Raw genomic sequence first — 26,185 nt, forward strand, 5'->3', positions numbered from 1 at the left:
CTGGGTCGCCATGTACCACTCCGTCGGCGACTGCTCGGACGACCCGTACCGCATCACGGTCACGCCCGACCGGCTGGACGCGCAGCTGGGCTGGCTGCGGCGGCGCGGGCTGCGCGGCGTTCCGGTCGCCGAGCTGCTGGCCGCCCGCGCCCGGGGCGGCGGCCGGGACCTGGTGGGGCTGACCTTCGACGACGGGTACGCCGACTTCGTCGAGCACGCGCTGCCGTGCCTGCGCCGCTGGGGCTGCGGGGCGACCCTCTTCGTGCTGCCGGGGCGGCTCGGCGGCGACAACGCCTGGGACCCGCTGGGCCCGCGCAAGCCGCTGCTGACCGCCGACGGCATCCGCCGTGCCGCCGCCGAGGGCGTCGAGATCGGCTCGCACGGTCTCACCCACGTCGACCTGACCACGGCGGACGACACCACGCTGACCGCCGAGACCACTCAAAGCCGGGCGCTGCTCTCGGAGTTGACCGGCGCTCCGGTCAGCGGCTTCTGCTACCCGTACGGCACGGTCGACGCCCGCGCCGCCGACGCCGTGCGCGCCGCCGGTTACACCTACGCCTGCGCCATCGACCCCGGCCCGCTGTCCGGTCCCTACGCCCTGCCCCGCGTGCACGTGGGCCAGCGGGACACACCCGTACGGCTGCTGCTGAAGACCCGGCTGCACCGCCTGCGCCGCCGGGCCCCGGCGGGAGTGTGAGGTGACCGACGTGAAGGCCCTGCACATCATCACCGGTCTCGGCGTCGGCGGCGCCGAGCAGCAGCTGCGGCTGCTCCTGCGGCACCTCCCCGTCGACTGCGACGTCGTGACGCTCACCAACCCCGGCCCGGTCGCCGACGGTCTGCTGGCCGACGGCGTGCACGTCGTCCACCTCGGCATGACCGGCAACCGCGACCTGGCCGCGCTGCCCCGCCTGGCCCGTCTGATCCGCACCGGCGGCTACGACCTCGTGCACACCCACCTCTACCGCGCCTGCCTCTACGGCCGCCTCGCCGCCCGCCTGGCCGGGGTGCGCGCGGTCGTCGCCACCGAACACTCCCTCGGCGACTCCCAGATGGAGGGCCGCCCGCTCACCGCGGGCGTCCGCGCCCTGTACCTGGCCGGGGAGCGCCTGGGCAGCGCCACGGTCGCCGTCTCCCCCACCGTCGCCGACCGGCTGCGGCGCTGGGGCGTGCCCGCGCCCCGCATCGAGGTCGTCCCCAACGGCATCGACCTGGCCCGTTTCCGCTTCGACCCGGTCCGGCGGCTGCGCACCCGGCGCCGCCTCGGCCTGCCCGAGGGCGCCTACGTCGTGGGCGGCGTCGGCCGGCTGACGGCGGCCAAACGCTTCGACGTCCTGGTCCGCGCCCTGACCCTGCTCCCGGCGGACTGCTGGCTGCTGCTGGTCGGCGGCGGTCCCCAGGAGCACCTGCTGCGCCGCACCGCCCACGAGGCGGGGGTCGCCGACCGCGTCCTGCTCACCGGCGAACGCCCTTACCTCCCCGACGGCTCCCCCGGCCCCGACCTGCCCGCGCTGGCCGCCGCGATGGACGTCCTCGCCTCGCCGTCGCCGGAGGAGGCCTTCGGCCTGGCCGCCGTGGAGGGGCTCGCGTCCGGGCTGCCGGTGCTGTACGCCTCCTGCCCGGCGATCGAGGACCTGCCCCCCGAGTCCGCGCCCGGGGCACGGCGGGTCGTGGGCGGCGCCGGGGAGTTCGCGCGCGCCCTCGCCGAGACCCGCGCGGCCCAGGGCCCGGTCCCCGGCACGCGCACCGCGCCCGAGGCGGCCCGCCACTACTGCGTCACCCGCAGCGCGGCCCGGCTGATGGACGTCTACGCGACCACCCTCACGCAACCGCTGCCCCCGTCACCGTCCCCGGTATCCCAGGGAGTCACCTCCGCATGACCGAGCCCCTCACCCAGTCCCCGGCCGCGCCCGCGACGGACGACGAGCCCGCACCCCCCTCACGGAGGCAGCGCGTCCGGGCCGCCCTGCGCCACGTCCCGCACCGCCTGCGCTCCCTGCCGCCCTGGTCCCCGCTCGCGGCCGGCGTCCTCGCCGGCGGGCTGCTGGGCGCCGGGTACGGCCTGGTCGCCACCCCGCAGTACACGGCGACCGGTTACGTCGTCGCCGTCCCCGCCGACGCGTCCGACCCGGCGGCCGCGCTGGGCTTCGCTCAGGCATACGGCCGGGTCGCCACGCAGCTCGCGGTGCTCGGGGACGCGCAGATGTGGGCCCACGTGCCGGTGGCGACCCTGGAGCGGAGCGTCCGCACCGCGACCTCGCCGGACGCGCCGATGGTCTCGGTGACGGCGACCTCCGCCGACCCGGAGGAGGCCGCCGACATGGCCAACGCCGTCACCCGCGCCCTGACCCGGCACGCGCAGGCGTCCGCCGACGACACCCACGTGGAGCTGCAACAGTTCGCCCGCGCCACCGAGCCCACCGAGCCGTCCTCGGCGTCCGCCGCCGTGACGGCCCTGGTGGGCGCGAGCGCGGGCGGACTGCTGGGCGGGCTGGCCCTGCTGGTCCGGCCGCGCCGCGGCGCACGCGAGCCCGGCCGCGCGGCGGCGGTGCCCGGACCGGCGTCGGCGGCCGACGTCCGCGGACAGCTGTGACGCACCCGAGGCCGCCGCACCCGCTCCCGCCCGGCCACACGATCGAACTGGTCACCGACGAGGCCGCCTTCGCCGAGCTGGCCCCGCAGTGGCGGCGGCTGTACGACCGGTGCGCCGCCGCGACCCCGTTCCAGAGCCACGCCTGGCTGCTCTCCTGGTGGCGCTCCTACGGCTCGGCCGGGCGGCTGCGGCTGGTGCTGGCCCGCGAGGGCGGCGAACTGGTCGGCGCCGCGCCGCTGATGCTCGTACGGCGTCCGGTTCCGGCGCTGGTGCCCCTGGGCGGGGCCATCTCGGACTACGGGGACGTCCTGCTGGACGACGAGCGGGGCCCGGACGCGGAGACCGCGCTCGCCGCGGGCCTGGCCGCGGCGTCCCGCACCGCGCTGGTCGACCTGCGCGAGGTCCGGCCGGGCGCCGCCGCCGAACGGGTCTACGCACGCTGGCGCGGGCCCCGGCACCGGCTCGCGGACTCGCTCTGCCTGGAACTGCCCGCCCTGCCCATGGACGACCTGGTCGCCCGGCTGCCTTCGGCCAAGGCCAGGCAGCGGGTCCGCGCCCAGCTGCGCCGGCTGGACGCGCTCGGCGTCAAGGCCCGGCCCGTCCTGCCCGACGAGGCGGACGTGGCGCTGCGCCGGCTCCTCGATCTGCACCGGTTGCAGTGGCGGGGGCGGAAGGTGACGGGCGAGCACCTGCGGCCCCGGTTCCGCGAGCACCTGGTGCGGGCGGTGGGGCCGATGGTGCGGACCGGGGACGCGCAGGTCACCGAGTTCCGGATGGCCGACGAGGTGGTGGCCGTGGACGTGACGCTGCTGTCGCGCCGGCTGGCCGGGGGCTATCTGTACGGGGCGCATCCCGGGCTGCGGGAGCGAAAGGCGGACGTGGCGGTGATGCTGCTGGCCGCGTGCGCCGAGCACGCCCGTGCCCCGGGGCGCTCGACGCTGAGCCTGCTGCGCGGCGACGAGCCGTACAAGCACCACTGGCGTCCGGAGCCGGTGCCGAACCAGCGGCTGCTGCTGGCCCGCCGCCGCACGGCCCCGCTGCTGGCGGCGGCCCTGGCCGACGCCGCCGCACGACGGCGGGGCAAGGAGCTGCTGCGGCGGCGGGCGGAGCGGAGGGGGCGCGCCGGTGGCGGCACCTGACCGGGCCCGCCGCCACCGTGGCGCCCTCCGCGCGCCGCTACTTGGCGCGCGCGTACCAGTCGAGACGCATGCACAGCTTCCCGCCGAGCCAGTACTCGACCCAGTCGCCCAGCTCCAGCGGCGAGCAGTCGGCCGGGGCCTCGGGTGTCGTGGGCGGCACCGTGGGCACGGGCGGCGCGGTGGGCGTGGTGGGCTCCGGGGGTGTCGGGGCCGTCGGCTCGGGCTCGTCGGTGCGGCCGAAGAGCACGGAGCGGTAGACGGCCGTGGACCGGGGATTGTCGTCGCACTGCCACACGCCGTGCGGGCAGTAGTCGGTGACCGTGTTGTACACCGGCTTGTGCTCGTCCATCCAGGCGAGCATGCGCCGCATGTACGCGGCGTTGTCGCCGTTGCGGAACAGCCCCCACTCCGGGTAGGAGACGGGCTTGCCGTGCGCCTTCGCGAAGTCCACGTGCGCCTGGAGCCCGTAGGGTTCCTTCACCTGTTCGTCGAACGTCATGCCGCGCGGCTGGTCGTAGGAGTCCATGCCGACGATGTCGACGGTGGCGTCGCCGGGATAGCACCGCGTCCAGGGCACCGCGTCCCGGCCGCGGCTCGGCGCGAAGTCGAAGCGGAACTTCTGCCCGGGCACCGCGCGCATGGTGGTGACGATCCGGTTCCAGTACGTCTTCCAGGCCTCGGGGTCCGGTCCGCAGCGGTGGGTGTAGGTGGTGCCGTTCATCTCCCAGCCCAGCACCAGGACCGTGTCCGGGACCTTGAGCGCGACCAGGCGTTCGGCGAGGGCGCGGAAGTGGTGGTCGAAGCGTCCGGCGGCGCCCTGGCGCAGCAGTGCGCGCACCTCGTCGTCGTCGACGTGCTCCTCGTTGCGCTCCATCATGGGCACGTTGAGGACGAGCATCCGGTCGGCCTTGCGGGTGCGCCAGTCGGCCCACACGTCGAGGAAGCCGGGGGCGCCCTCGATGTTGCTCCAGCGGTCGCCGGGCAGGTAGGTGTGGCCGACGCGCAGCTCGGCGCCGCCCAGCCAGTGGCTCAGCGCGGCCATCCGGGCCACGCCGCGGGGGCCGTAGTCGAGGTACGCGCCGAAGGCGGGGGTGGGTTCGGGCGCGGCCGGTTCGCCCGCGGCGACACCGGGGCCCGCGGCGAGGAACGCCGCCGCCGCGATCGCCGCGGCCGCGGCGCGCGCCGGACGCCGCCTGGACCGGGCCCGTGACTGCCGTGCGGCCATGCCGGCCTCCTTTGGTTCTTCGTTCTGTCTTCGGCTGGTCTTTCGTCCTTGTGCATCGCTCCCCGTTACTGACACCCAGTCATATGAAATGCCATCACGCCACCGCCGTTACGGCTTTCGAGTGCGTTGATCGCCCGCACCGGTGAACCCCGTCCCGATCCGAAGGAAGTCTCCCGTGTCGCTGTTCGACACCCGTGTCCCCGCCGTTCTGCTGCGGATCGACCGCAATCCCTTTCACCACGGAACGCTGGGCGCCGTGCGTTCGCTCGGCCGCGCGGGAGTGGACGTGCACGTGGTCGCCGACTGCGCACAGAGCCCGGTCCGCGCCTCCCGTTACCTGAGCGGGCTGCACACCCCGCCGCCGCCGGGCGCGTCGCCCGCCGAGATCGCGGCGGTCCTGAGCCGCCTCGCCGCGCGGCTCGCGCGGCCCGCGGTGCTGATTCCGATGGACGACGCGTGCGCCGTGGCGGTGGGCCGGGCGCGGGCGGACCTGGCGCCCGCGTATCTGCTGCCCGACCAGCCGGGTGAGCTGCCCGCACGCGTGGCCGACAAGGCGGAACTGGCCGGTGTGTGCGCCTCCCTGGACGTCCCGCATCCCGAGACCCTGGTCCCGGACGGCGCGGCGGAGGCGGCGCGGGCGGCGTGGCGGCTGGGCCTGCCGGTGGTGGCGAAGTGGAGCCGGCCCTGGCTGGTGCCCCCGGGCGGCGGGCTGCGCAGCACGGTGCTGGTGCGCTCGGCGCGGGAGGCCGGGGAGCTGTACCGGCGGGCCGAGGAGGCGGGCAGCCGGCTGCTGCTCCAGGCGTTCCTGCCGCCGGGTGCCGACCGGGACTGGTTCTTCCACGGGTACGCCGACCGCTCCGGCGCGGTACGGGCGGGCGGTCCCGGCCGCAAGACCCGGGCCAGGCCGCGCGGCGCCGGTCTGACGGCGGTGGGCCGCTGGACGCCGAACCCCCGGGTGCAGGCGCTCGCCGAGCGGGTCACCGCGGAGCTGGGCTACCGGGGCGTCTTCGACCTCGACTTCCGGCGCTGCGGCACGACGGGCCGCTATCACCTGCTCGACTTCAACCCGCGCCCCGGCGCCCAGTTCCGGCTGTTCACCGACACCGCCGGACTGGACGTCGTACGGGCCCTGCACCTGGACCTAACCCACCGCCCGCTGCCGGAGGGGGCGCCGCGGCCGGGGCGGGTGTTCGTGGTGGAGAACTACGCGCCGCTGAGCGCCCTGCGTCCGGCCCGCGAGGGGCACGGGGGCCGCGAGCTGGCCTGGCACGCCCGGGACGACCGGGCGCCGGGCCGGGCCCTGTGGGCGCTGTGGGCCCGCCATGTGGGCGCCCGGCTGCGGGAGCGCGCGCACCGGGGCCGGGACACCCGCCCGGACGCCGCGCCCCCGGCCCGCGCCCGCGTCGTACGCCAGGCCTCCGCCCCCACCACGCACCGCACCGGGGCCCCCGACCGCCCGGACGAGGACCGGGCGGGCAGCCACTGAGCCTCCCGCGCGCCCGCCGGCGGAGACGACGACGCCCCCGGTGGCCCGTGGGGGGCCGCCGGGGGCGTCGGGGTGGGGCGGGAGGGGTCAGCGACCGGCGAGGGCGCGGCCCCTGCGGTACAGGATCGCTCCGCCCGCGATCAGCACGGCACCGGCGGCCGCGGCGCCCAGCGTGCCCTCGCTGCCGGTCTCGGCCAGGGCGGGCGGCTGCTCCGTCTGGGGAGCCGGCGGGGTGTGCTCCTCCTCGGAGGGCGGCGGCGGCTCCTCGTGAGTGGGCGGCGGCGGCTCCTCGTGGGTGGGCGGCGGGGGCTCCTCCTCGCCGTAGCCGGGCGGCGTGGTCGGGGGCGGCGGCTCCTCCTCGCCGTAGCCGGGGGGCTCCTCGGAGGAGTTCTCGCACTCGTTGCCGAAGACCGGGTTCAGCGCGGCGATCACGTCGACGGTGTTGCCGCAGAGGTTGACCGGCACGTCGACCGGGACCTGCGCGTTGTTGCCGGATCCGACGCCGGGCGAGCCCTCGGTCGCGCCGTCCGCGTGGGAACCGGTCGACGAGGACGGAGTCGAGGACGAGGACGTGCTCGAGGACGAGGTGTCCTCGCCGTACCCGCCGCCGTTGCCGTCGGTCTGCTCGTCCGAGGAGTTCTCGCACTCGTTGCCGAAGGCCGGGTTCAGGGCGGCGATCACGTCGACGGTGTTGCCGCAGGCGTTCACGGGCACGTCGACGGGGACCTGGAGGGCGTTGCCGGACACGGCGCCCGGCGAGTTCGTGGCGGCCCCGTCCGCATGCGAGTCGGCAAGGGCGGGGCTGCCGCACAGGGAAAGGATGCCCGTCGCGGCGGCAGCCGCGACCATCCCCCTGCTCAGGGTCTGTCGCACTCTGGTTGTCTTCCTGCTTGGAGAGATGAGAGATGAGATAGGGCTGGAGAACGATCCGGGGGGACGGGCTGCAGAAAGGGGAAAAGGCCGGCCCCGAACCAAACGAGTTGGCCAGGGCCGGCCCTGACACAGCCGGTCGGTGCGGAACGACGTCAGTCGTTCTCGCACTCGTTGCCGAACGCCGGGTTCAGCAGACCAACGACGTTGATGCTGTTGCCGCACACGTTGACGGGAACGTGCACGGGAACCTGGACGACGTTGCCGGACAGGACGCCCGGGGAGCCTACGGCGGCACCCTCGGCGCCGGCGTCGGCGAAGGCCGGGGCGGCCATGCCGAGGGCCATGATCGCGCCCGCGACGACAGCAGCGCTCTTCTTCATGAACTTTCCCTTCTCTGCGGTCATGCCTGAATGACGGCCGAAACCGCGCGAGCACAGCATTGACGGCTCGCACCATGACCTGCAGCCTGCAAACGAGGAATTGACGGCCGGAGAAACTACCGAACGTGGGACACCCCGAAATTCACTCGGATGCCTCACGAAACGGCCCGGCCGTTCCCCCAAGAGAGCGACGACGTCGATCCGCTCCCCGGCGAAATCCCGTCCCTTGACGGCCGGGCGGCCCGCGGAGAAGTCAGCGGGCCGCCCGTACCGGGCGGGGTACGGCTCAGCCCTCGCCGTTCGCCGACAGGACCGACAGGTCCTCCAGGACGTGCGACACGGCGCCGTCCCGCTTGGCCTGCGTGGAGTTGTCCGCGCACTGCTGGTTCAGGTCGTCCGCCAGGACGTTGATGTCCTGGATCGGGACGAGGTTGATGACGGCGACGTTGACGTCCTCGACACCGAGGCACGGCTTGTTCAGCGTGCCCTCGACCAGCGACAGCTGCGGGCTCATGTCGCCGTCGGTCGCCGAGTTGCCGAACGACGACGAGGCGCCGTTGCCGTTGGCCACGGCCGGCCCGTTGTCGTCCCCGATGGCCAGGGCCTGGGGCGCGGCAGCAGCGGACATGCCGATCACAGAAGCGGCAGCCGCCGCGGCGACCATTGCCTTCTTGAGCACTTCGCGTTCCTTTCGTCGTAGCGACGCACTGTCCTACGGCCTCATCAACCCGGTGCGCGATGATTGGTTGCGGGCGTTCACCCGGTTGGCCCGCACCGGATCTCGAAAACGGCGCGGAAATCGCCGGAATCCCGGGGGAAAACTCGGACCCGTACACATTTCCCGTTGTCCGCCGACGGAGTGAACGGGAGAAACCCGACCGGACTCACGGAGTTGACCAGAGCGCTCCGGTGGACGGGGTTTCCTCAGAAAGGACTGGCCAGTGATCAAGAAGGTAGTTGCCTACGCGGCGATCGCCGCCTCCGTCATGGGCGCCTCCGCTGCCGCGGCACCGCAGGCGATGGCGATCGGTGACGACAGCGGGCCCGTCTCGGCCAACGGAAACGGCGCCTCGCAGTACTTCGGCAACTCGATGACCACGGGCAACATGAGCCCGCAGATGGCGCTCATCCAGGGCTCGTTCAACAAGCCGTGCATCGCGGTCAGCGACATCCCGGTCAGCGTCATCGGTCTCGTGCCGATCCAGGACCTCAACGTCCTGGGCGACGACCTGAACCAGCAGTGCGCCGAGAACTCCACGCAGGCCAAGCGCGACGGTGCGCTGGCCCACCTGCTGGAGGACGTCTCGATCCTGTCCTCCAACGGTGAGGGCTGACGGCGGCAGGCGCTGACAGCGCGCCCGGGGCGGGTCGCCGAGGACATCGGCGGCCCGCCCCTCTCGCATGCCCGGGGCGCCGGGGTGCGGATCAGCGTCCCGGCGTCGCGTACAGCGCCGCTATCTCGTCCGCGTACGCCGCGACGGCCGCGTGCCGCCTCACCTTCAGGGACGGGGTCAGCAGCCCGTTCTCCTCGGTGAACTCGCCCTCGACCAGCCGGAAGGCCCGGATCGACTCGGCCCGGGAGACGGCCGCGTTGGCGTGGTCCACGGCCTTCTGGACGTCGGCGCGCATCCTCTCGTCCCGCACGACCTCGGACATCGGTGTGCCGGCGGGCAGCCCGCGCACCGCCAGCCAGTGGGCGACGGCGTCCGGGTCGAGGGTGACCAGGGCGGCGACGAAGGGGCGGTTGTCGCCGACGACCAGGCACTGGGCGACGGGTGGGCGGCTGCGCAGGCGGTCCTCCAGGACGGCCGGGGAGACGTTCTTGCCGCCGGAGGTGACCAGGAGGTCCTTCTTGCGGCCGGTGATGGTGAGGTAGCCGTCGACGTCGAGGGAGCCGAGGTCGCCGGTGGCGAACCAGCCGTCGGTGAGGGCCGCGTCGGTGGCCTCCGGGTTGCCGCGGTAGGAGCCGAAGACGATGCCGCCCTTGACCAGTACCTCGCCGTCGTCCGCGATGCGCACGGCGGTGCCGGGGACCGGCGGGCCGACCGTGCCGGGGCGGGGGCCGAGCGGCGGGACGATGGTGGCGGCGGCGGTGGTCTCGGTCAGGCCGTAGCCCTCGTAGACCATGATTCCGGCGGCGTAGAAGAACAGGTTGAGGTCGCTCTCCAGCGGGGAGCCGCCGCTGATGGCGTAGCGCATCCGGCCGCCCAGTTCCTTGCGGACCCGGCGGTAGACCAGCAGGTCGTACAGGGCCCAGCCCGCCCACAGGCCCGGGGTGGGGCCCTTGCCGCGGCCCAGGAAGCGTTCCAGGTGCGCGGCGCCGAAACGGACGGCGAGGCGGTGGGCGCGTTCGAAGGAGGCGCCGCGGCCGATCTTCTCGGCGGTCGCCCGGCCGGTGTCGTGGATCTTCTCGAAGAGGTACGGGACGCCGACCAGGAAGGTCGGGCGGAAGGACTTCAGCGCGGGGCGCAGTTCGTCGGGCCTGATGCTCGGGAAGTGGCCGATCTCGATGCGGGCCAGCAGGCAGGAGATCTGGATGGTGCGGCCCAGGATGTGGGCGAGCGGCAGGAAGAGGAGGGTCGACGCCCGCTGGCCGGTGACCTCCTTGAAGATCGGGTGCAGCAGCTCGACCGTGTTGGCGGCCTCGGCGTGCAGGTTGGCGTGGGTGAGAACGCAGCCCTTGGGACGGCCGGTGGTGCCGGAGGTGTAGCAGACGGTGGCGACCGTGTCCGGGGTGAGGGCGGTGCGGCGCTTGGTGACCTCGTCGTCGCTCACGCCCCGGCCGAGAGCGGTGAGGTCGGCCAGGGCACCGGCGTCCAGTTCCCAGACCTGCGGGCGCTCGGCGTGCCCGGCGGTGCCGGTCAGGACGGTGGCGGTGTTCGCGGCGGTCTCGGTGACGGCGTACCGGGCGCCGGAGTCGCGGACGATCCACTCGACCTGGTCGGCCGAGGAGGTGGCGTACACGGGGACGGTCTGTCCGCCGGCCGCCCAGATCGCGAAGTCCAGGACCGTCCACTCGTAGCGGGTGCGGGACATGACGGCGACCCGGCCGCCGGGTTCCAGACCGGCGGCGATCAGGCCCTTGGCCACCGCGGTGACCTCGCGGGCGAACTCCGCGGCGGTGACGGGCCGCCAGGTTCCCGCCGCCTCGCGGCGCAGGACCACCGCGTCGGGTGCCTCGGCCGCGTTGGTGAACGGGATGTCGGCGGTGCTGCCCTCGGTGGGGCGGGGCGCGAGGGCGGCGGTGCGGGCCTCGCGGACGGTGCCGTGCGCGTCCCGGACGGTCTCGGTCCTCGTGCGGGACACCAGGTCACCGCGCCTTCTCGCCCGTTTCAGGTCCCTGCGTACGCCCATGACGGCTCCCGGTCGCGGATCGGACTGATGCGCTGTCGCGTGTACTCGGCCACTAACTTACTTCAGAGTAAACTTACTCACGCGTAAGGAAACGTCAATGGGCCACGCCGCCCGGCGGCGTCCCGGCCGCCGGGCGGGGCCGGGCTCAGGCCAGCCGGTCCGCCTCCTCGATCGCCTCGGCCAGCTCGCGCACGTCCTCGTCCTCCGTGCGGTCCGCCAGGCCGTCGGCCCGCTCGGACAGTTCGGGCAGGCCTGGCGCTCCGGGCAGGGAGCCGCCGTCGCCGCCCGGGGACCGGAGCGCGTCGGCGAAGTAGGCCGCGGTCGCCGTGATCCGCAGCCCGCGGCCGGACTCCCAGACGGAGTCGTCGAGGGCGTCGCTCTCCACGTCGCCTGACTCCTCGTGCGGGGTGCGGCTCATGGGGTCGAGCCAGCGGACGGTGGCCGTGGCGAGGTGGCCGTCGGCGCCGGCCCTGGTGCGGACGGCGTAGAGGGCGGTGACCGTGTGGCCGGGGCCGACCTCGCCGCCGTCGACGCGGTCGTCGCGGAAGTCCTCGTCGGCGACCTGGCGGTTGTCGTAGCCGACGAGGCGGAACTCGGCGACGGTCTCCGGGTCGAAGGCGACCTGGGCCTTGGCGTCGCGCGCGGTCAGCTCGTTGTGGCGCGGGAGCTGCTCGCAGAACACCTCACGGGCGTCCTCGGGGGTGGACACGTACGTGGTGTGGCCGTCGCCCCGGTCGGCGAGGCGTTCCATCAGGGCGTCGCCGTAGTCGCTGCCGACGCCGACGCCGAAGAGGGTGATGCCGTGCTCGCGGCGCTCGGTGGCGACGCGTTCGAGGATGGTGTCCGCGTCGGTGTCGCCGGTGTTGGCGAGGGCGTCGGAGACGAGGACGACACGGTTGGTGACACCCTCGCGGCGGCCCTCGACGGCGGTCTCGTAGCCGGTCTCCACGCCCGCGCCGAGGTTGGTGGAATCCGTCGGCTCCAGGCCGTCGATCGCGTCGTGGACGCGGTCGCGGTGGTCGCCGAGGCGGGTCATGGGCAGGACGGTCTCGGCCTCGTCGCTGAAGGTGACGATCGCCACCGAGTCGTCGTCGCGGAGCCGGTCGGTCATGGTGCCGAGAGCCTCCTGGGCGAGGTCGAGGCGGCCGGGTTCGCCCATGGAGCCGGAGATGTCGATGACGAACGTCAGGGCGGCGGGCGGGCGTTCGCTCTGCCGCTCGGCGGGGCGGGTGGCCAGGCCGACGCGGACCAGCGACCAGTCCTCGTCGTCGGTGCGGGCGCCGTCCACGGTCACCGAGAAGCCGTCGCCGTCGGGACGGTCCTGGCGGAAGCTGTTGACGAACTCCTCGGGGCGGACCGTGGCCGGGTCGGGCAGCCGGCCCTCGGCCAGGGTGCGGCGGGCGTAGCCGTAGGAGGCGGTGTCCACGTCGAGGGCGAAGGTGGACAGGTGGTCGGGGCCGGGCGCGATCTCGCGGGAGTCGCCGTTCTTCTCGCCCTCGCCGGCCCCGCCGGTGCCCGTGCCGCCGTCGTAGCGCTGCCCGCCCTCGCCGCGCGGGCGGTCGGGTGCGGGCAGCGGGGCCGAGCCGCCCCGGGAGTCGGCCGCGGTGTCCTTCGCCCCGTTCGACGCGTCGTCCCCTTCCCCGCAGCCGGTGAGCAGCAGGCCGCCCGCCAGGGTCAGCGCGAGCAGCGCGGTCGTGCCGCGCCACCCCCGCGGTCCTTCGGTCCCGTACCGGTTCATGTCCGTCCCCCTGTGCTTCGTCGGCGCCGGTGTACGTGACTGTGACGGGGCGGCGGGGCGAAACGTGCGGCACGGGGTGTTACGGCTGCGTCTCGAAGCGGGCACGGGGGCGGGCCGCCGAGACCGGTCGGTGATGCTCCGGAGGCCTACGACACGATGTCCTTGCGGGCGAATCCCCGGAAGGCCAGGGCGAACAGCACCAGCGCGTACGTGACCGAGACCGCCGTGCCCTGGATCATGCCCGACCACTGAGGGTTCGGCTGGACGGCGTCCGCCCAGGCGAACTGCCAGTGCGCGGGCAGGAAGTCGCGCCAGTGGCCCAGCGCCGTCACGGCGTCCAGGACGTTGCCGACGATGGTGAGGCCGACGGCGCCGCCGACCGCGCCGAGCGGTGCGTCGGTCCTGGTCGACAGCCAGAACGCGAGCGCGGCGGTGACCAGTTGGGACACGAAGATGTACGCCACGACCACCACGAGGCGCTGCGCGGCCGTGCCCGGCGCGAGCGAGCCGCCCGTGGGGATGGCCAGCGGCCCCCAGCCGTAGGCGACCGTGCCCACGGCCAGCGCCACCAGGGGCAGCAGCACCATCGCGGCCAGGCTCAGCCCCAGCCCGACGGCCAGCTTGGACACGAGCAGCCGGGCGCGCGGCACCGGCGCGGCGAGCAGATAGCGCAAAGAGGACCAGCTGGCCTCGGAGGCCACGGTGTCCCCGCAGAACAGGGCGACCGGGACGACCAGCAGGAAGCCCGCCGAGACGAAGAGGTTGACCGCGGCGAAGTTGGCGCCGGAGGCGGTGGCGGTGTCCATCAGGGTGATGCGGTCGCCGGGGCCCTCCGGCTCGCCGCCGATCGCGAAGGCGACGACGAGGACGAACGGCAGCACGGCGAGGATCGCTCCCATGACCAGGGTGCGGCGCCGCTTGAGCTGGCGCACCAGCTCCACCCGCAGGGGGAGGGTGCGGCCCGCCCGGTAGCCGTGGGCGGAGTCGGACGCCGGCGCCGGTCCGGGCGCGGGTCCGGTCGTCACCGGCTTGGTGGGCGTGCTCATGCGGAACCTCCGATCAGGGTGAGGAAGGCGTCCTCCAGGCGGCGGTGCGGGCCGACCGACGCCACGGGCACGTCCAGCCGGACCAGTTCGGCGACCAGGCCGGACGCGGTGCCGCCGGGGTCGAGGCGGACCAGGAGCCCGTCGTCGGTGTGCACGACCGAGGCCACGCCGGGCAGGGCGGCGACCTTGTCCACGAGCGGTTCGTCCACGGGCAGGCCGGTGCCGACGAGGAGGGTGTCGCCGGAGCCGATGATCTCGGCGACCGGGCCCGCCTGGACCAACCGGCCCCGGTCCATGACCACGAGGTGGGTGCAGGACTGCTCGACCTCGGCCAGCAGGTGGCTGGAGACGATCACGGTGCGCCCGGCCGCCGCGTAGCGGATCATCACCTCGCGCATCTCGCGGATCTGCGGCGGGTCGAGGCCGTTGGTCGGTTCGTCGAGGATGAGGAGGTCGGGCAGGCCGAGCATGGCCTGGGCGATGGCGAGGCGCTGGCGCATGCCCTGGGAGTAGGTGCGCACCGCGCGGGCGAGCGCGTCACCGAGACCGGCGATCTCCAGGGCCTCGTCCAGGTGGGCGTCCTCGGGCGGGCGGCCCGTCGCCCGCCAGTACAGCTCCAGGTTCTCCCGGCCCGACAGGTGCGGCAGGAAACCCGCGCCCTCGACGAAGGCGCCGACCCGGGACAGCACCGGGGCACCGGGCCGGATGGCGTGGCCGAAGACCCTGACCTCGCCGTCGTCCGGTGTGATCAGGCCCATCAGCATCCGCAGGGTGGTCGTCTTGCCCGCGCCGTTGGGCCCGAGCAGGCCGAGCACCTGCCCCTTCTCCACGCGGAACGACAGCTCCCGCACCGCGTACCGCTCGGCGGACCCGGCGTAGCGCTTGCTCAGGCCGGTGATCTGCAGGGGTACGTCGGCCAGGGCGGGGTCGGGGGCGGGTCCGGCGGTGCGGCGGCGGGCCGTCCACAGCAGGGTGAGGGCGACGGCGGCGCCGGCGACGGGCAGCCACCACACCCACGCGGGCAGCGGGGCGGCGGCGGTCGTCACGCCGGGGGCGGTCGGCACCTTCAGGTCGCCCTTGAGGGAGACGGTGTACGTCGCCGGGGCGGCCGGGGAGGCGTACCCGAGGTCGGTGGAGGCGAGGACCAGGCGCAGTCGGTGGCCCTTCTCCACCTCGTGGTCGATCGCCGGGAGGGTGACCGTCACGTCCCTGCCGGCCTTGGCGCCCTCGACGCGGACGGGGGCGACCAGCTGGGAGGGGAGCACGGGCGACGTGCCGCGGGGGCCGACGTCGTACACCTTGGCGAACAGGACCGCGTCCTCGGTGGTGGAGCGGACGTGGACGGTGGCCGTCGGGGAACCGGTGATCCGCAGGTCGTCGCCGACCGGGGCGGACTCGAAGGCGGCGTACTGGCCGGGGAAGTCCAGGGAGATCCCGACGCCGAGCGAGGAGAGCCGGGAGAGTCCTCCGGCGCCGCCGATGCCGGGGAGGGCGGAGACCGCGGGCGGGTTGGCCCCGGCGGGGTTGTCGACGCTCTGCTCACGGCCGCGCAGGGGCACGGACCGCTGTCCGTTCAGCAGGCCCGGGTAGCGGTCGGCGCTCGCGCCGCGCAACTGGGCCTGGCCGTCGGTGGAGTCGACGCCTCCGGTGCGGGTGACGCGGAAGGCCGGACCGGTGTCGGCGCCCTTGTCGTCCTTGAGGTACCGGTCGAACCAGTCGTCGACGCGTGCCTGGACGCGGCCGGTCTCCATGTCACCGCCGTCGTGGCCGCCCGCGATCCAGTCGACGCCGACGGGCGCGCCGTTGGCCCGGATCGCCTTCGCCGCGGCGTCGGCCTGGCCGAGCGGGAACAGGGAGTCGGTCTGGCCCTGCGTCAGCAGGGTGGGCACCTTGACGCGCTCGCCCACCGCCTGCGGGCTGCGCTCCGCCAGGAGCTTCACGGCCTCGGCGTCGGGCGTGCCGGATTCGGCGACCCGCTGGTACATCCGGCACAGGTCGGCCTCGAACCGGTCGCAGCCGCCACCGGAGTTGACGAAGATGCCGGCCCACAGTTTCTTGAAGACGCCGTTCGGGAACAGCGCGTCCGCCAGGTTCCAGTACGTGATGGCGGGGGCGACGGCGTCCACCCGGGCGTCGTGCCCCGCCGCGAGCAGCGCGACCGCGCCGCCGTAGGAACCGCCCGCGATGCCCACGCGGGGATCGCCGTCCTTGTCCAGCTCGATCTGGGGCTGCTCCGCGAGCCAGTCGATCAGCCGGGACACGTCGGCGACCTCGCCGTCCGGCGCGTTCAGCCCGATCTTGCCGGTGGACTCGCCGAAGCCGCGCGCCGACCAGGTCAGGACCGCGTACCCGTCCCTCGCCAGGTCCTCGGCCTGCTGCCGTACGTCGTCCTTGCTGCCGCCGAAGCCGTGCGCGAGCAGGACCGCCGGGCGGCGGCCGCCGGAGCCCGCCGTGAAGTACGAGGTGTCCAGGCGCACGCCGTCGCCCACCGCCATGTCCCGGTCGGCGCGCCGCACCGGGGCCGGGTCGTCACCGGCGACGGCCGTCCACGTCCCGGCGCCGGCGAGCACGACGACGGCGGCCGCGGCGGAGAGCATCCGCCGCGGCCCCCGTAGCAGCCCTCGCACGCGGGGCAGTCGAAGATCCATGGGTCAACGGTACGGGCCGCCGCCGGCAACCGAGGCCGCCCCGGGGCTGAACCGGCGGCCCTCCCACGGAAGTACGCGGCCGCTCTCGCGTACCACGGGCGCGGTAGGCCGGTCACGTCCGGCGGGCCGTCCCGCCCCCGCGGGCCGTCACGGTCCGGCGGGCTCGCGGACGTCCTGCGGGACCGTCACCAGCCAGCGGGTGGCGCGGCGCGGGCGCAGGTACAGGGCCCAGTACAGGGTGGCGACGGCCGCGATGGAGCCGGTCAGCAGGAGGTGGCTGGTCTCCTGCTGGGTCAGGATGTAGGCGAGGACCACGATCAGCAGGACCGGCACCGCCGGCCAGAGCGGCATGCGCCACGCGCGCGCATGGCGGTGGGCACCGCGCCGGGACAGCAGGGCGGCGACCGCGACCAGCAGGTACATCGCGGTCACGGAGACGCCGGTGACGCCGTACAGGGTGTCGAGGTTGACGTAGCACAGCGCGGCGCCCGGCACGCCGACGGCGAGGGTGGCGACCCACGGGGAGCCGAACCGGCCGAGCCTGGCGAAGAGCTCGTTGACCGGAGCGGGCCAGGCCTTGTCGCGGGCGGAGGCGAACAGCACGCGCGAGTTCTGGATGACCATGACGATGCCCGCGTTGATGATGGCGAGCGCCACGCAGAGGCTCACGAAGGTGCCGACGGCGGAGTTGGACCAGGCGGTGACCATGGCGCCGATGTCGCCGCCGGTCAGCTCCGTCAGGTCGGACGCGCCGAGCGTGATGGCGACGACCGGGACCAGGATGATCACCGTGGAGATGGCGAGGGTGGCGAGCACCGTGCGGGCGACGTTGCGGCGCGGGTTCTCCAGTTCCTCGGAGAGGTAGACGGCGGTGGAGAAGCCCTGCGTGATGAAGAGGGCGATGGCGAGCCCGGAGACGACCAGCATGGCCGTCACGGGGTCCGCACCGCCGTGGGCGCCGCCCACCTCCATCGACACGAGGCTGCCGGGGCCGCGCTCGGCGTGGGCGAAGCCCAGTACCGCGACGACGGCCGCGGCGATGACCTCCAGGACCAGGAAGACGCCGGTGATCCAGGCGTTGGCGCGCAGGTCGAGCAGCCCGGCGAGGGTGGCGAGCACCATGACGCCGGCGCCCGCCAGGGAGGGGTCGAGGTGCAGGATCGGCTGGAGGTAGTCGGCCGTGCCCATGGCGATCACCGGGGGCACGATCATGACGACCAGCAGGGACAGTACGAAGACCAGCCAGCCCGCCAGGCGCCCGGCCATCGTCGACACCATGGCGTACTCGCCGCCCGCGCTGGGGACCAGGGTGCCCAGCTCCGAGTAGCAGAACGCCACGGCGACACAGAGCACGGAGCCGATGGCGATGGTCAGCGCGGTGGCGGTGCCGAGCGAGCCGAAGAGGTCGGGGACGACCACGAACAGCGTGGAGGCGGGGGTCACGCACGACAGCGTCAGGAGTGTGCCGCCGACGACCCCGATGGAACGCTTGAGGGTCCTCGACTCCGGAGGTGCCGGAACGTCCGGGGGCGCGGCGGCGGTCTCGACGGGGCGGAGCGTGTCGGTCATGGAGCGGTTCCGATCGACTCGTGCGGCGTGGTTCGCGAGGGAGCGCTATCGCCTCCGGAGGCTGGGTCGTACGTCGTTCTGTTTCGCTCCCGACGCCAGATGGAATCGCGACGAAAACCGCTGCGTCAATGGGTGTTTACCTACGGAAACCGTTGATCGAAACCGTTCGTACATCTGGAAACAGCAGCATGCCCCTTGGCGCAACGGGAGTTTGAGCCGTGCGGGAACCGTAGGGGGCGGGGCAAAAAAACCTGCCACGCACGAGGGTGCCGTGGCCCCGGTGGGACCACGGCACCCTGGGGGCGGCAGAAACCTCAGTGGTTGCGCGGGAAGCCCAGGTCCACGCCCGCCGGGGCGTCGGCCGGGTCCGGCCAGCGGGTGGTGACGACCTTGCCGCGGGTGTAGAAGTGCGTGCCGTCGTTGCCGTAGATGTGGTGGTCGCCGAAGAGCGAGTCCTTCCAGCCGCCGAAGGAGTGGTAGCCGACGGGGACCGGGATCGGGACGTTCACGCCGACCATGCCGGCCTCGATCTCCAGCTGGAAGCGGCGGGCCGCGCCGCCGTCCCGGGTGAAGATCGCGGTGCCGTTGCCGAACGGCGAGGCGTTGATGAGGGCCACGCCCTCCTCGTACGTCTCGGCGCGCAGCACGCACAGCACCGGGCCGAAGATCTCCTCCCGGTACGCCTTCGCGGTGGTCGGCACCCGGTCGAGCAGGGAGATGCCGATCCAGTGGCCGTCCTCGTGGCCGTCCACCGTGTACCCGGTGCCGTCCAGGACGACCTCGCAGCCCTCGGCCGCCGCGCCCTCGACGTAGGAGGCGACCTTGTCGCGGTGTGCCTTGGTGATCAGCGGGCCCATCTCGGAGGACGGGTCGGTGCCGGGGCCGATCTTGATCTTCTCGGCGCGCTCGCGGATCTTCTCCACCAGCTCGTCGCCGACGGCACCGACCGCGATGACCGCGGAGATCGCCATGCAGCGCTCGCCTGCCGAGCCGTAGGCGGCGCTCACGGCCGCGTCCGCCGCCGCGTCGAGGTCGGCGTCCGGCAGCACCAGCATGTGGTTCTTGGCGCCGCCGAGGGCCTGCACGCGCTTGCCGTGGGCGGAGGCGGTGGTGTGGATGTAGCGGGCGATGGGGGTGGAGCCGACGAAGGAGACCGCCTTGACGTCCGGGTGCTCCAGGAGGCGGTCGACGGCCACCTTGTCGCCGTGCACGACGTTGAAGACGCCGTCCGGCAGACCGGCCTCGGAGAGCAGTTCGGCGAGCTTCACGGCGGCCGACGGGTCCTTCTCGCTCGGCTTGAGCACGAAGGTGTTGCCGCAGGCGATGGCGATCGGGAACATCCACAGCGGCACCATCGCCGGGAAGTTGAACGGCGTGATGCCCGCGACCACACCGAGCGGCTGCCGGATCGAGGACACGTCGACGCGGGTGGCGACCTGCGTCGACAGCTCGCCCTTGAGCTGGACGGTGATGCCGCAGGCCAGGTCGACGATCTCCAGGCCGCGCGCGACCTCGCCGAGCGCGTCGGAGTGCACCTTGCCGTGCTCGGCGGTGATCAGCTCGGCGATCTCGTCGCGGTGCGCGTCCAGCAGCGCCCGGAACTTGAAGAGGATCGAGGTCCGCTGGGCCAGCGAGGACTGACCCCAGGTCAGGTACGCCTCCTTGGCGGCGGCGACCGCGGCGTCCACCTCGTCGACGGAGGCGAAGGCGACCTCGGTGGTGACCGCGCCGGTCGCCGGGTCCGTCACCGGCCCGTACGTGCCCGAGGCGCCTTCGGCGGTCTTGCCGCCGATCCAGTGGTTGACGATGTTCGTCATGACCGAGAACTCCTTCACAGATGGCGGCGACGGGTCCAGACGTGCCGTTGGTGCAGCTCACGCTGCTCGTGCTGCTCACGGGCCGGGACCGGCGACGGTCGGGTCGCGGTCTCGGCCGTGACTCCATCCCACCAGCCGGGCGCCGCGGACGCGCCCGACACTGTGTCTGCGGTTTGGGCGTCCGCGTAGACACGTGGGGCAGTGCGGGCGGCCCGCGCCGGGACGTGACGCGGGGACCTCCGGCGCGGAGCCGGTGCGAGCGGGGAGTTGGCGCTCGTGCCTCGCTCCTGCCAGGGCGAGGCCGCCTTCCCGCGCCGGAGGCGTTCGGTGGGGGAACCGGCGACCGGGCCGTGTGCCATCGGGTCGTGCCCCATCGCGTTCCCTTCTTGCCCGCGCCCTTGCGTCACCCCGGTTTCTAGCCCCGTGCGTGCAGCCTGTCAATGTTTTGTCCGGACATTCGGACGACTTGATCCGGGTGGCGGTCCGGAAGCCGCCCGCGGGCGCACGAACGGGCGCACGACCGGACGTACGGCGGAGCACGACCGGCCGCCACAGTCAACGCGCCGCGCCTGAACGACGGCGTACGCCTGTGTGGCACTCGTGTCACAAAAGCGCCCTCCGGGTCACACATGTCACGCGCACGCGGGGCTTCCGTCACACCCGGGAACGGCCCCTGACCGCCGCTCACTCCGCGTCGTTCACCCGGAACAGGCTTGGTGATCGCCAGCGCAGCGCCCGGCCACCCCCGGCGGCCGTCCCCGGTCGCCGCCGCGGCGCGCGCAGGGAGGTGCAACGAGTGACCGACCGAAGGCTCTGGTCCTACAAGGACATCGCGGCCCACATCCACGTCCAGCCGGACACCGTGCGGTCGTACCGCAAGCACGGGCTGCTGCCCCCGCCGGACCACGTGGAGGGCGGAAAGCCGTACTGGTACGCGGACACGGTCCGGTCCTGGGTGGCGTCCCGTCCCCGCAACCGGAACAAGTAGCCCGGCCCGCCGGAAAACCGTTCTGTGCCCCACCGTCGCGTGGGGCACAGTGCCGTGCATGGACTTCTCCGTGAAACCCGTCCTCACCGGCGACAAGACCGTCCTGCGGCCGTTCACCGCGGAGGACGCCGACGCGATGTGGGAGATCATCAACGATCCCGAGGTCGTCCGCTTCACCTTCGAGCCGGCCACCGAACTCACCCTCGACGGACTGCGCTCCTGGTACGGCGTGCGCACCGCCGATCCCGACCGGCTCGACCTGGCCGTCACCGACCGGGCCACCGGCGAACTCGTCGGCGAGGTCGTCCTGTACGAAGCGGACCCGGCGGCCCGCAGCTGCACCTTCCGCACCCTCGTGGGCCCCCGGGGCCGCGGTCGCGGGCTGGGCAGCGAGGCGACGCGGCTCATCGTCGGGCACGCCTTCGAGCAGGTCGGCCTGCACCGCGTCCAGTTGGAGGTCTACGCCGACAACCCACGGGCGCGGCGGGTGTACGAGAAAGCCGGTTTCGTGGTGGAGGGCGTACGGCGGGAGGCAGCCCCGCGGGACGGCGCGTGGGTGGACGAGGTGCTGATGGCGGTCCTCGACCACGAGTGGGCCGCGCAGGGGCGCGACGCGGGTCGGACGCAGGTGGGACGCGGGTGACGGGTGAATCTCGCCTTTATACCCCCTAGGGGTAAGGTGGAGTGAGTGGTCCGGGCCGGACCACGGGTATCCGCCCACGCACGTCCCCCGACGAGGAGTAACGACATGAGCGCCCAGACCGACACCACCCAGGGCTCCGTCACCACCGTCTACAAGGTGAGCGGAATGAGCTGCGGCCACTGCGAGGGCGCCGTCTCCGGCGAGATCTCCGAGATCGCGGGCGTCGGCTCCGTGCAGGCCGTCGCCGCCACCGGTGAGGTCACCGTCGTCTCCGAGGCCCCCCTCGACGACGCGGCCGTGCGCGCCGCCGTGGACGAGGCGGGCTTCGAGCTCGTCGGCCGGGTCTGAGCCCGGCGCACCCGCCCTCCTTGGAGCCCGGACCATGACCAGCAGCCCCGCGGACACCCGCACCACCGCGGACACCCGCACCGCCGCGACGGCCGCCGAGCCCGGCCTCGCCGAGGTCGAGCTGCTCATCGGCGGGATGACCTGCGCCTCCTGCGCGGCCCGCGTCGAGAAGAAGCTCAACCGCATGGACGGCGTGACCGCCACGGTGAACTACGCGACGGAGAAGGCCCGGGTCAGTTACCCGGCGACCACCCGGGTCGCCGAACTGATCGCCACCGTCGTGAAGACCGGGTACACCGCCGAGGAGCCCGCACCGCCCCCGGAGCCCTCGGCCGAGGGCGGCTCCGGGGAGAGCGGTGACGACCCGGGGCTGTCGGCCCTCCGGCAGCGCCTGATCGTCTCGGTGCTCCTCGCCGCCCCCGTGGTCCTGCTCGCGATGGTCCCGGCGCTCCAGTTCGACAACTGGCAGTGGCTCTCGCTCACCCTGGCCGCGCCCGTCGTGGTGTGGGGCGGGCTGCCTTTCCACCGCGCCGCCTGGACGGGCCTGCGGCACGGCGCGGCCACCATGGACACGCTGGTCTCGCTGGGCACGCTGGCGGCGTTCGGCTGGTCCCTGTGGGCGCTGTTCTTCGGCGACGCGGGCATGCCGGGCATGCGGCACGGCTTCGACCTCACCGTCTCCCGCACCGACGGCGCCTCCGCGATCTACCTGGAGGCCGCCGCCGGGGTCACCGCCTTCCTGCTCCTCGGCCGCTGGCTGGAGGTCCGCTCCAAGCGCCGCGCCGGGGCCGCACTGCGGGCGCTGATGGAGCTGGGCGCGAAGGACGTCGCGGTCCTGAGGGACGGGCGCGAGGTGCGGATACCGGTGGCCCGGCTGGCCGTGGGCGACCGGTTCGTCGTACGGCCCGGCGAGAAGATCGCCACCGACGGCACGGTGACCGAGGGCGCCTCCGCCGTGGACGCCTCCCTGCTGACCGGCGAGTCCGTGCCGGTGGACGTCACCGTCGGCGACGCCGTCACCGGTGCCACGGTGAACGCCGGGGGCCGGCTGGTGGTCGAGGCGACCCGGGTCGGCGCGGACACGCGGCTGGCGCGGACGGCGAAGCTGGTGGAGGACGCGCAGAGCGGCAAGGCGCAGGTGCAGCGGCTCGCCGACCGGATCTCCGGCGTCTTCGTGCCCGTGGTCCTGCTGATCGCGGTCGCCACCTTCGGCGGCTGGCTCGGCGCGACCGGCGACACGGTCGCCGCGTTCACCGCGGCCGTCGCCGTCCTGATCATCGCCTGCCCGTGCGCGCTGGGCCTCGCCACGCCGACCGCGCTGCTGGTCGGCACCGGGCGCGGCGCCCAGCTCGGCATCCTCATCAAGGGCCCGGAGGTGCTGGAGTCCACGCGGCGCGTCGACACGGTCGTCCTGGACAAGACCGGCACCGTCACCACCGGCCGCATGACCCTGCACGAGGTGTACGCCGCCGAGGGCACCGACGAGGAGGAGCTGCTGCGGCTCGCGGGCGCGGTCGAGCACGCCTCCGAGCACCCGGTGGCCCGCGCGGTCGCGGCCGGCGCCGAGGAGCGGCTCGGCGCGCTGCCGGGCGTCGAGGACTTCGAGAACGTCCCCGGGCGCGGCGTACGCGCCCGCGTGGAGGGCCGCCAGGTCGCCGTGGGGCGCCTCTACGACACCCTGCCCCCCGAGGTCGCCCGGGCCGGGGACGAGGCCGAGAGGAAGGGCCGTACGGCCGTCGTCGTCGGCTGGGACGGCGAGGCGCGCGGGATCGTGGCGGTGGCGGACGCGGTCAAGGAGACCAGCGCCGAGGCGGTGGCCGGACTGCGCCGACTGGGCCTGACCCCCGTCCTGCTGACCGGCGACAACCACCGGGTGGCCGAGTCGGTCGCGGCGGCCGTCGGCATCGACGAGGTGATCGCCGAGGTGCTGCCCGAGGACAAGGTCGCGGTGGTGGAGCGGCTGCGGGCCGAGGGCCGTACGGTCGCCATGGTCGGGGACGGCGTCAACGACGCGGCCGCGCTCGCCACCGCCGACCTGGGCCTCGCGATGGGCACGGGGACGGACGCGGCGATCGAGGCGGGCGACCTGACGCTGGTCCGCGGCGACCTGCGGGTGGCGGCCGACGCGATCCGGCTTTCCCGGCGCACCCTGGCCACGATCAAGGGCAACCTCGTGTGGGCCTTCGGCTACAACGTGGCCGCGCTGCCGCTGGCCGCCGCCGGGCTGCTGAACCCGATGATCGCGGGAGCGGCGATGGCCTTCTCCTCGGTCTTCGTGGTCACCAACAGCCTCCGGCTGCGCACCTTTCACTAGTTCGCATTTCACGCAGGTCGAGGGGCTGCGCCTCTGGAGTCCGGCACGCACCTCACATAAGCTCTTCACAAGGCTCGCGCATCTTCCTTACGCTTGAGTCCCGCGCGACGTACGGGGCTCTTGCGTACCTAACGGACATATGCAAGAGACGCAGATCACAGTGATGCGAACGTAACCATCGAAGGGGTTCGAAGGTCTAAGTTGGCGATGTCAGGCAGCGTCTTGGGGGGCGCCACCTGGCATCTGGGGATGTCTTGGGGGACTTTCCCAGAGCTGCGTTGCCGGGACACGTACGCCGGGAAGCTTTGAGCGGCCCTCCCGGACGTGCGCTGTCCCGGCAGACCGCGCGGCAAGCACCACCGGCACGACACCAAGCACCACCAGCACCACCAGCAGCACCAGCACGACACAGCGAATTCAGGCGCTGTCCTCACAGACGCCCGGCCGGATCCCGTGGGGGGAATCCGCACCGGGACATGGGAAGGCGCCCTGGATCGTCGGCCCGTGGGGGGACCGGCGCCAGGGCGCCTTCTTTCTTACGCTGGTGCAGCGCGCCCAAAGGGGGCGCGGGGAACCGCGCGACCAGCCCAGAGACTGCCCGCAACCGCCCCACGCCCCTCAGCGACGAACTCTTGGGCGCACGGCACCGACACCGGCAGGTGTCAGCGCTCCTCGACGGGGATGAAGTCGCGCTCGACGACGCCCGTGTAGATCTGGCGCGGGCGGCCGATGCGCGAACCCGGCTCCTTGATCATCTCGTGCCACTGGGCGATCCAGCCCGGCAGCCGGCCGAGGGCGAACAGGACCGTGAACATCTCGGTCGGGAAGCCCATGGCCCGGTAGATGAGACCGGTGTAGAAGTCGACGTTCGGGTAGAGGCTGCGCGAGACGAAGTAGTCGTCGGAGAGCGCGTGCTCCTCCAGCTTCAGGGCGATGTCCAGCAGCTCGTCGGACTTGCCGAGGGCGGAGAGCACGTCGTGCGCGGCGGCCTTGATGATCTTGGCGCGCGGGTCGAAGTTCTTGTAGACCCGGTGGCCGAAGCCCATCAGGCGGACGCCGTCCTCCTTGTTCTTCACCTTGCGGATGAAGGAGTCGACGTCGCCGCCCGCGTCGCGGATGCCTTCCAGCATCTCCAGCACCGACTGGTTGGCACCGCCGTGCAGCGGGCCCCACAGGGCGTTGATGCCGGCGGAGATCGAGGCGAACATGTTCGCCTGCGAGGAGCCGACCAGGCGGACCGTGGAGGTCGAGCAGTTCTGCTCGTGGTCCGCGTGCAGGATCAGCAGCTTGTCGAGCGCCGCGACGACCGTCGGGTCCAGGTCGTACTCCTGCGCCGGCACCGAGAACGTCATGCGCAGGAAGTTCTCGACGTAGCCGAGGTCGTTGCGCGGGTAGACGAAGGGGTGGCCGATCGACTTCTTGTAAGCGTAGGCCGCGATCGTCGGGAGCTTCGCGAGCAGCCGGATCGTGGAGAGGTTGCGCTGCCGCTCGTCGAACGGGTTGTGGCTGTCCTGGTAGAAGGTGGACAGCGCCGAGACCACCGAGGAGAGCATGGCCATCGGGTGGGCGTCGCGCGGGAAGCCCTTGTAGAAGTTCTTGACGTCCTCGTGCAGCAGGGTGTGCTGCGTGATCTCGTCCTTGAACGCGGACAGCTCGTCGACGGTCGGCAGCTCACCGTTGATCAGCAGGTAGGCCACCTCCACGAAGGAGGAGCGCTCGGCCAGCTGCTCGATCGGGTAGCCGCGGTACCGGAGGATGCCGGCTTCGCCGTCCAGATAGGTAATGGCGGATTTGTAGGCGGCGGTGTTGCCGTAACCGCTGTCCAGCGTCACCAGACCGGTCTGGGCGCGGAGCTTCCCGATGTCGAAGCCCTTGTCACCGACGGTGCTGTCGATCACCGGGTAGGTGTACTCGCCGTCGCCGTACCGCAGTACTACCGAGTTGTTGGTGTGCTCGCTCACGTCTTCCCTCACCGACGTAGTGCCTCATCTTCGAGGTGCCCTGACTGTCTCTACCATCCC

The 26,185-nt window shown here is 73.3% G+C and carries 21 protein-coding genes; 10 read left to right on the forward strand and 11 right to left on the reverse strand.

Going from position 1 to position 26,185, the window contains the following annotated elements; all coding sequences use genetic code 11:
- Window positions 1-10: 10 nt before the first annotated feature.
- Genes ACZ56V_RS07335 through ACZ56V_RS07350 form a run of 4 tightly spaced genes read left to right on the forward strand, consistent with a single transcriptional unit; the run spans window position 11 to window position 3,735 of the window.
- On the forward strand, window positions 11-700 hold the full coding sequence (locus tag ACZ56V_RS07335) for a polysaccharide deacetylase family protein (RefSeq protein WP_467378484.1): 690 nt from the start codon (window positions 11-13) through the stop codon (window positions 698-700).
- 10 nt (window positions 701-710) lie between these two features.
- Window positions 711-1,883, forward strand: a complete 1,173-nt coding sequence (locus ACZ56V_RS07340; protein ID WP_398911140.1) for a glycosyltransferase — start codon at window positions 711-713, stop codon at window positions 1,881-1,883.
- Window positions 1,880-2,596 carry a YveK family protein gene (locus tag ACZ56V_RS07345; RefSeq protein WP_468940016.1) on the forward strand — a complete coding sequence of 239 codons (717 nt, stop codon included), beginning with the start codon at window positions 1,880-1,882 and terminating at the stop codon, window positions 2,594-2,596. The genes ACZ56V_RS07340 and ACZ56V_RS07345 overlap by 4 nt, the downstream gene beginning before the upstream one ends.
- Window positions 2,593-3,735, forward strand: a complete 1,143-nt coding sequence (locus ACZ56V_RS07350) for a GNAT family N-acetyltransferase (RefSeq protein WP_468940019.1) — start codon at window positions 2,593-2,595, stop codon at window positions 3,733-3,735. Before ACZ56V_RS07345 ends, ACZ56V_RS07350 begins: the two co-directional genes overlap by 4 nt.
- A gap of 37 nt (window positions 3,736-3,772) precedes the next feature.
- On the opposite strand, the gene ACZ56V_RS07355 is transcribed toward ACZ56V_RS07350, so the two are convergent.
- Complete coding sequence (locus ACZ56V_RS07355; RefSeq protein WP_398910787.1) at window positions 3,773-4,960, reverse strand: glycoside hydrolase family 26 protein; 1,188 nt, start codon at window positions 4,958-4,960, stop codon at window positions 3,773-3,775.
- A gap of 175 nt (window positions 4,961-5,135) precedes the next feature.
- On the opposite strand from ACZ56V_RS07355, the gene ACZ56V_RS07360 reads away from it, so the two are divergent.
- Window positions 5,136-6,446 (forward strand): ATP-grasp domain-containing protein, encoded by a 1,311-nt coding sequence (locus ACZ56V_RS07360; protein WP_398910785.1) that lies wholly within the window; start codon window positions 5,136-5,138, stop codon window positions 6,444-6,446.
- A gap of 87 nt (window positions 6,447-6,533) precedes the next feature.
- Here ACZ56V_RS07360 and chpA read toward each other — a convergent pair whose 3' ends face one another.
- The 3 genes from chpA to rdlA form a co-directional block, all read right to left on the reverse strand.
- Entirely contained in the window at window positions 6,534-7,319 is a 786-nt protein-coding gene (gene chpA, locus ACZ56V_RS07365; protein ID WP_468940022.1) for an LAXTG-anchored chaplin ChpA, read from the reverse strand.
- Window positions 7,320-7,471: 152 nt separating this feature from the next.
- Complete coding sequence (gene chpD / locus ACZ56V_RS07370) at window positions 7,472-7,699, reverse strand: chaplin ChpD (protein WP_019325477.1); 228 nt, start codon at window positions 7,697-7,699, stop codon at window positions 7,472-7,474.
- A gap of 286 nt (window positions 7,700-7,985) precedes the next feature.
- Window positions 7,986-8,378 carry a rodlin RdlA gene (gene rdlA, locus ACZ56V_RS07375; RefSeq protein ID WP_031014367.1) on the reverse strand — a complete coding sequence of 131 codons (393 nt, stop codon included), beginning with the start codon at window positions 8,376-8,378 and terminating at the stop codon, window positions 7,986-7,988.
- Window positions 8,379-8,640: 262 nt separating this feature from the next.
- Between rdlA and rdlB the strand changes: the two genes are divergently transcribed.
- Entirely contained in the window at window positions 8,641-9,033 is a 393-nt protein-coding gene (gene rdlB, locus ACZ56V_RS07380; protein ID WP_104632096.1) for a rodlin RdlB, read from the forward strand.
- A 91-nt stretch (window positions 9,034-9,124) separates the two neighbouring features.
- Here the strand turns inward: rdlB and ACZ56V_RS07385 are convergent, their stop codons facing one another.
- The 6 genes from ACZ56V_RS07385 to mmsA all read right to left on the reverse strand — a co-directional run bounded on the left by ACZ56V_RS07385 (window position 9,125) and on the right by mmsA (window position 19,871).
- Window positions 9,125-11,053 (reverse strand): AMP-dependent synthetase/ligase, encoded by a 1,929-nt coding sequence (locus ACZ56V_RS07385; protein ID WP_468940026.1) that lies wholly within the window; start codon window positions 11,051-11,053, stop codon window positions 9,125-9,127.
- Between the two features lie 145 nt (window positions 11,054-11,198).
- Window positions 11,199-12,791, reverse strand: a complete 1,593-nt coding sequence (locus ACZ56V_RS07390; RefSeq protein WP_468940029.1) for a vWA domain-containing protein — start codon at window positions 12,789-12,791, stop codon at window positions 11,199-11,201.
- A 146-nt stretch (window positions 12,792-12,937) separates the two neighbouring features.
- A complete protein-coding gene (locus ACZ56V_RS07395; RefSeq protein ID WP_467378175.1) occupies window positions 12,938-13,837 on the reverse strand; it encodes an ABC transporter permease in 900 nt (299 codons plus the stop codon).
- Entirely contained in the window at window positions 13,834-16,485 is a 2,652-nt protein-coding gene (locus tag ACZ56V_RS07400; RefSeq protein WP_468940033.1) for a CocE/NonD family hydrolase, read from the reverse strand. The genes ACZ56V_RS07395 and ACZ56V_RS07400 overlap by 4 nt, the downstream gene beginning before the upstream one ends.
- A gap of 147 nt (window positions 16,486-16,632) precedes the next feature.
- Entirely contained in the window at window positions 16,633-18,054 is a 1,422-nt protein-coding gene (locus ACZ56V_RS07405) for an APC family permease (protein ID WP_468940036.1), read from the reverse strand.
- A 314-nt stretch (window positions 18,055-18,368) separates the two neighbouring features.
- On the reverse strand, window positions 18,369-19,871 hold the full coding sequence (gene mmsA / locus ACZ56V_RS07410) for a CoA-acylating methylmalonate-semialdehyde dehydrogenase (RefSeq protein WP_468940039.1): 1,503 nt from the start codon (window positions 19,869-19,871) through the stop codon (window positions 18,369-18,371).
- Between the two features lie 796 nt (window positions 19,872-20,667).
- On the opposite strand from mmsA, the gene ACZ56V_RS07415 reads away from it, so the two are divergent.
- From ACZ56V_RS07415 to ACZ56V_RS07430, 4 genes are all read left to right on the forward strand, one after another.
- Window positions 20,668-20,859, forward strand: coding sequence for a helix-turn-helix transcriptional regulator (locus tag ACZ56V_RS07415; RefSeq protein ID WP_198601421.1), 192 nt, complete (start codon window positions 20,668-20,670; stop codon window positions 20,857-20,859).
- Between the two features lie 58 nt (window positions 20,860-20,917).
- Window positions 20,918-21,502, forward strand: a complete 585-nt coding sequence (locus tag ACZ56V_RS07420) for a GNAT family N-acetyltransferase (protein ID WP_467378184.1) — start codon at window positions 20,918-20,920, stop codon at window positions 21,500-21,502.
- Between the two features lie 105 nt (window positions 21,503-21,607).
- Window positions 21,608-21,850, forward strand: coding sequence for a heavy-metal-associated domain-containing protein (locus ACZ56V_RS07425; protein WP_007388555.1), 243 nt, complete (start codon window positions 21,608-21,610; stop codon window positions 21,848-21,850).
- A 34-nt stretch (window positions 21,851-21,884) separates the two neighbouring features.
- Window positions 21,885-24,164, forward strand: a complete 2,280-nt coding sequence (locus tag ACZ56V_RS07430) for a heavy metal translocating P-type ATPase (RefSeq protein ID WP_468940044.1) — start codon at window positions 21,885-21,887, stop codon at window positions 24,162-24,164.
- A 662-nt stretch (window positions 24,165-24,826) separates the two neighbouring features.
- On the opposite strand, the gene ACZ56V_RS07435 is transcribed toward ACZ56V_RS07430, so the two are convergent.
- Window positions 24,827-26,137, reverse strand: coding sequence for a citrate synthase (locus ACZ56V_RS07435; RefSeq protein ID WP_356369380.1), 1,311 nt, complete (start codon window positions 26,135-26,137; stop codon window positions 24,827-24,829).
- Window positions 26,138-26,185 lie beyond the last annotated feature (48 nt).

The organism is Streptomyces sp. NPDC034099 (assembly GCF_055575415.1).

Coding starts and splice junctions, on each gene's coding strand:
- ACZ56V_RS07425 (WP_007388555.1), top strand. CDS start 21,608: ATGAGCGCCCAGACCGACACCACCCAGGGCTCCGTCACCACCGTCTAC.
- chpD (WP_019325477.1), bottom strand. CDS start 7,699: ATGAAGAAGAGCGCTGCTGTCGTCGCGGGCGCGATCATGGCCCTCGGC.
- ACZ56V_RS07420 (WP_467378184.1), top strand. CDS start 20,918: ATGGACTTCTCCGTGAAACCCGTCCTCACCGGCGACAAGACCGTCCTG.
- ACZ56V_RS07430 (WP_468940044.1), top strand. CDS start 21,885: ATGACCAGCAGCCCCGCGGACACCCGCACCACCGCGGACACCCGCACC.
- ACZ56V_RS07400 (WP_468940033.1), bottom strand. CDS start 16,485: ATGGATCTTCGACTGCCCCGCGTGCGAGGGCTGCTACGGGGGCCGCGG.
- ACZ56V_RS07335 (WP_467378484.1), top strand. CDS start 11: ATGTACCACTCCGTCGGCGACTGCTCGGACGACCCGTACCGCATCACG.
- ACZ56V_RS07385 (WP_468940026.1), bottom strand. CDS start 11,053: ATGGGCGTACGCAGGGACCTGAAACGGGCGAGAAGGCGCGGTGACCTG.
- ACZ56V_RS07345 (WP_468940016.1), top strand. CDS start 1,880: ATGACCGAGCCCCTCACCCAGTCCCCGGCCGCGCCCGCGACGGACGAC.
- ACZ56V_RS07390 (WP_468940029.1), bottom strand. CDS start 12,791: ATGAACCGGTACGGGACCGAAGGACCGCGGGGGTGGCGCGGCACGACC.
- mmsA (WP_468940039.1), bottom strand. CDS start 19,871: ATGACGAACATCGTCAACCACTGGATCGGCGGCAAGACCGCCGAAGGC.
- ACZ56V_RS07355 (WP_398910787.1), bottom strand. CDS start 4,960: ATGGCCGCACGGCAGTCACGGGCCCGGTCCAGGCGGCGTCCGGCGCGC.
- ACZ56V_RS07395 (WP_467378175.1), bottom strand. CDS start 13,837: ATGAGCACGCCCACCAAGCCGGTGACGACCGGACCCGCGCCCGGACCG.
- ACZ56V_RS07405 (WP_468940036.1), bottom strand. CDS start 18,054: ATGACCGACACGCTCCGCCCCGTCGAGACCGCCGCCGCGCCCCCGGAC.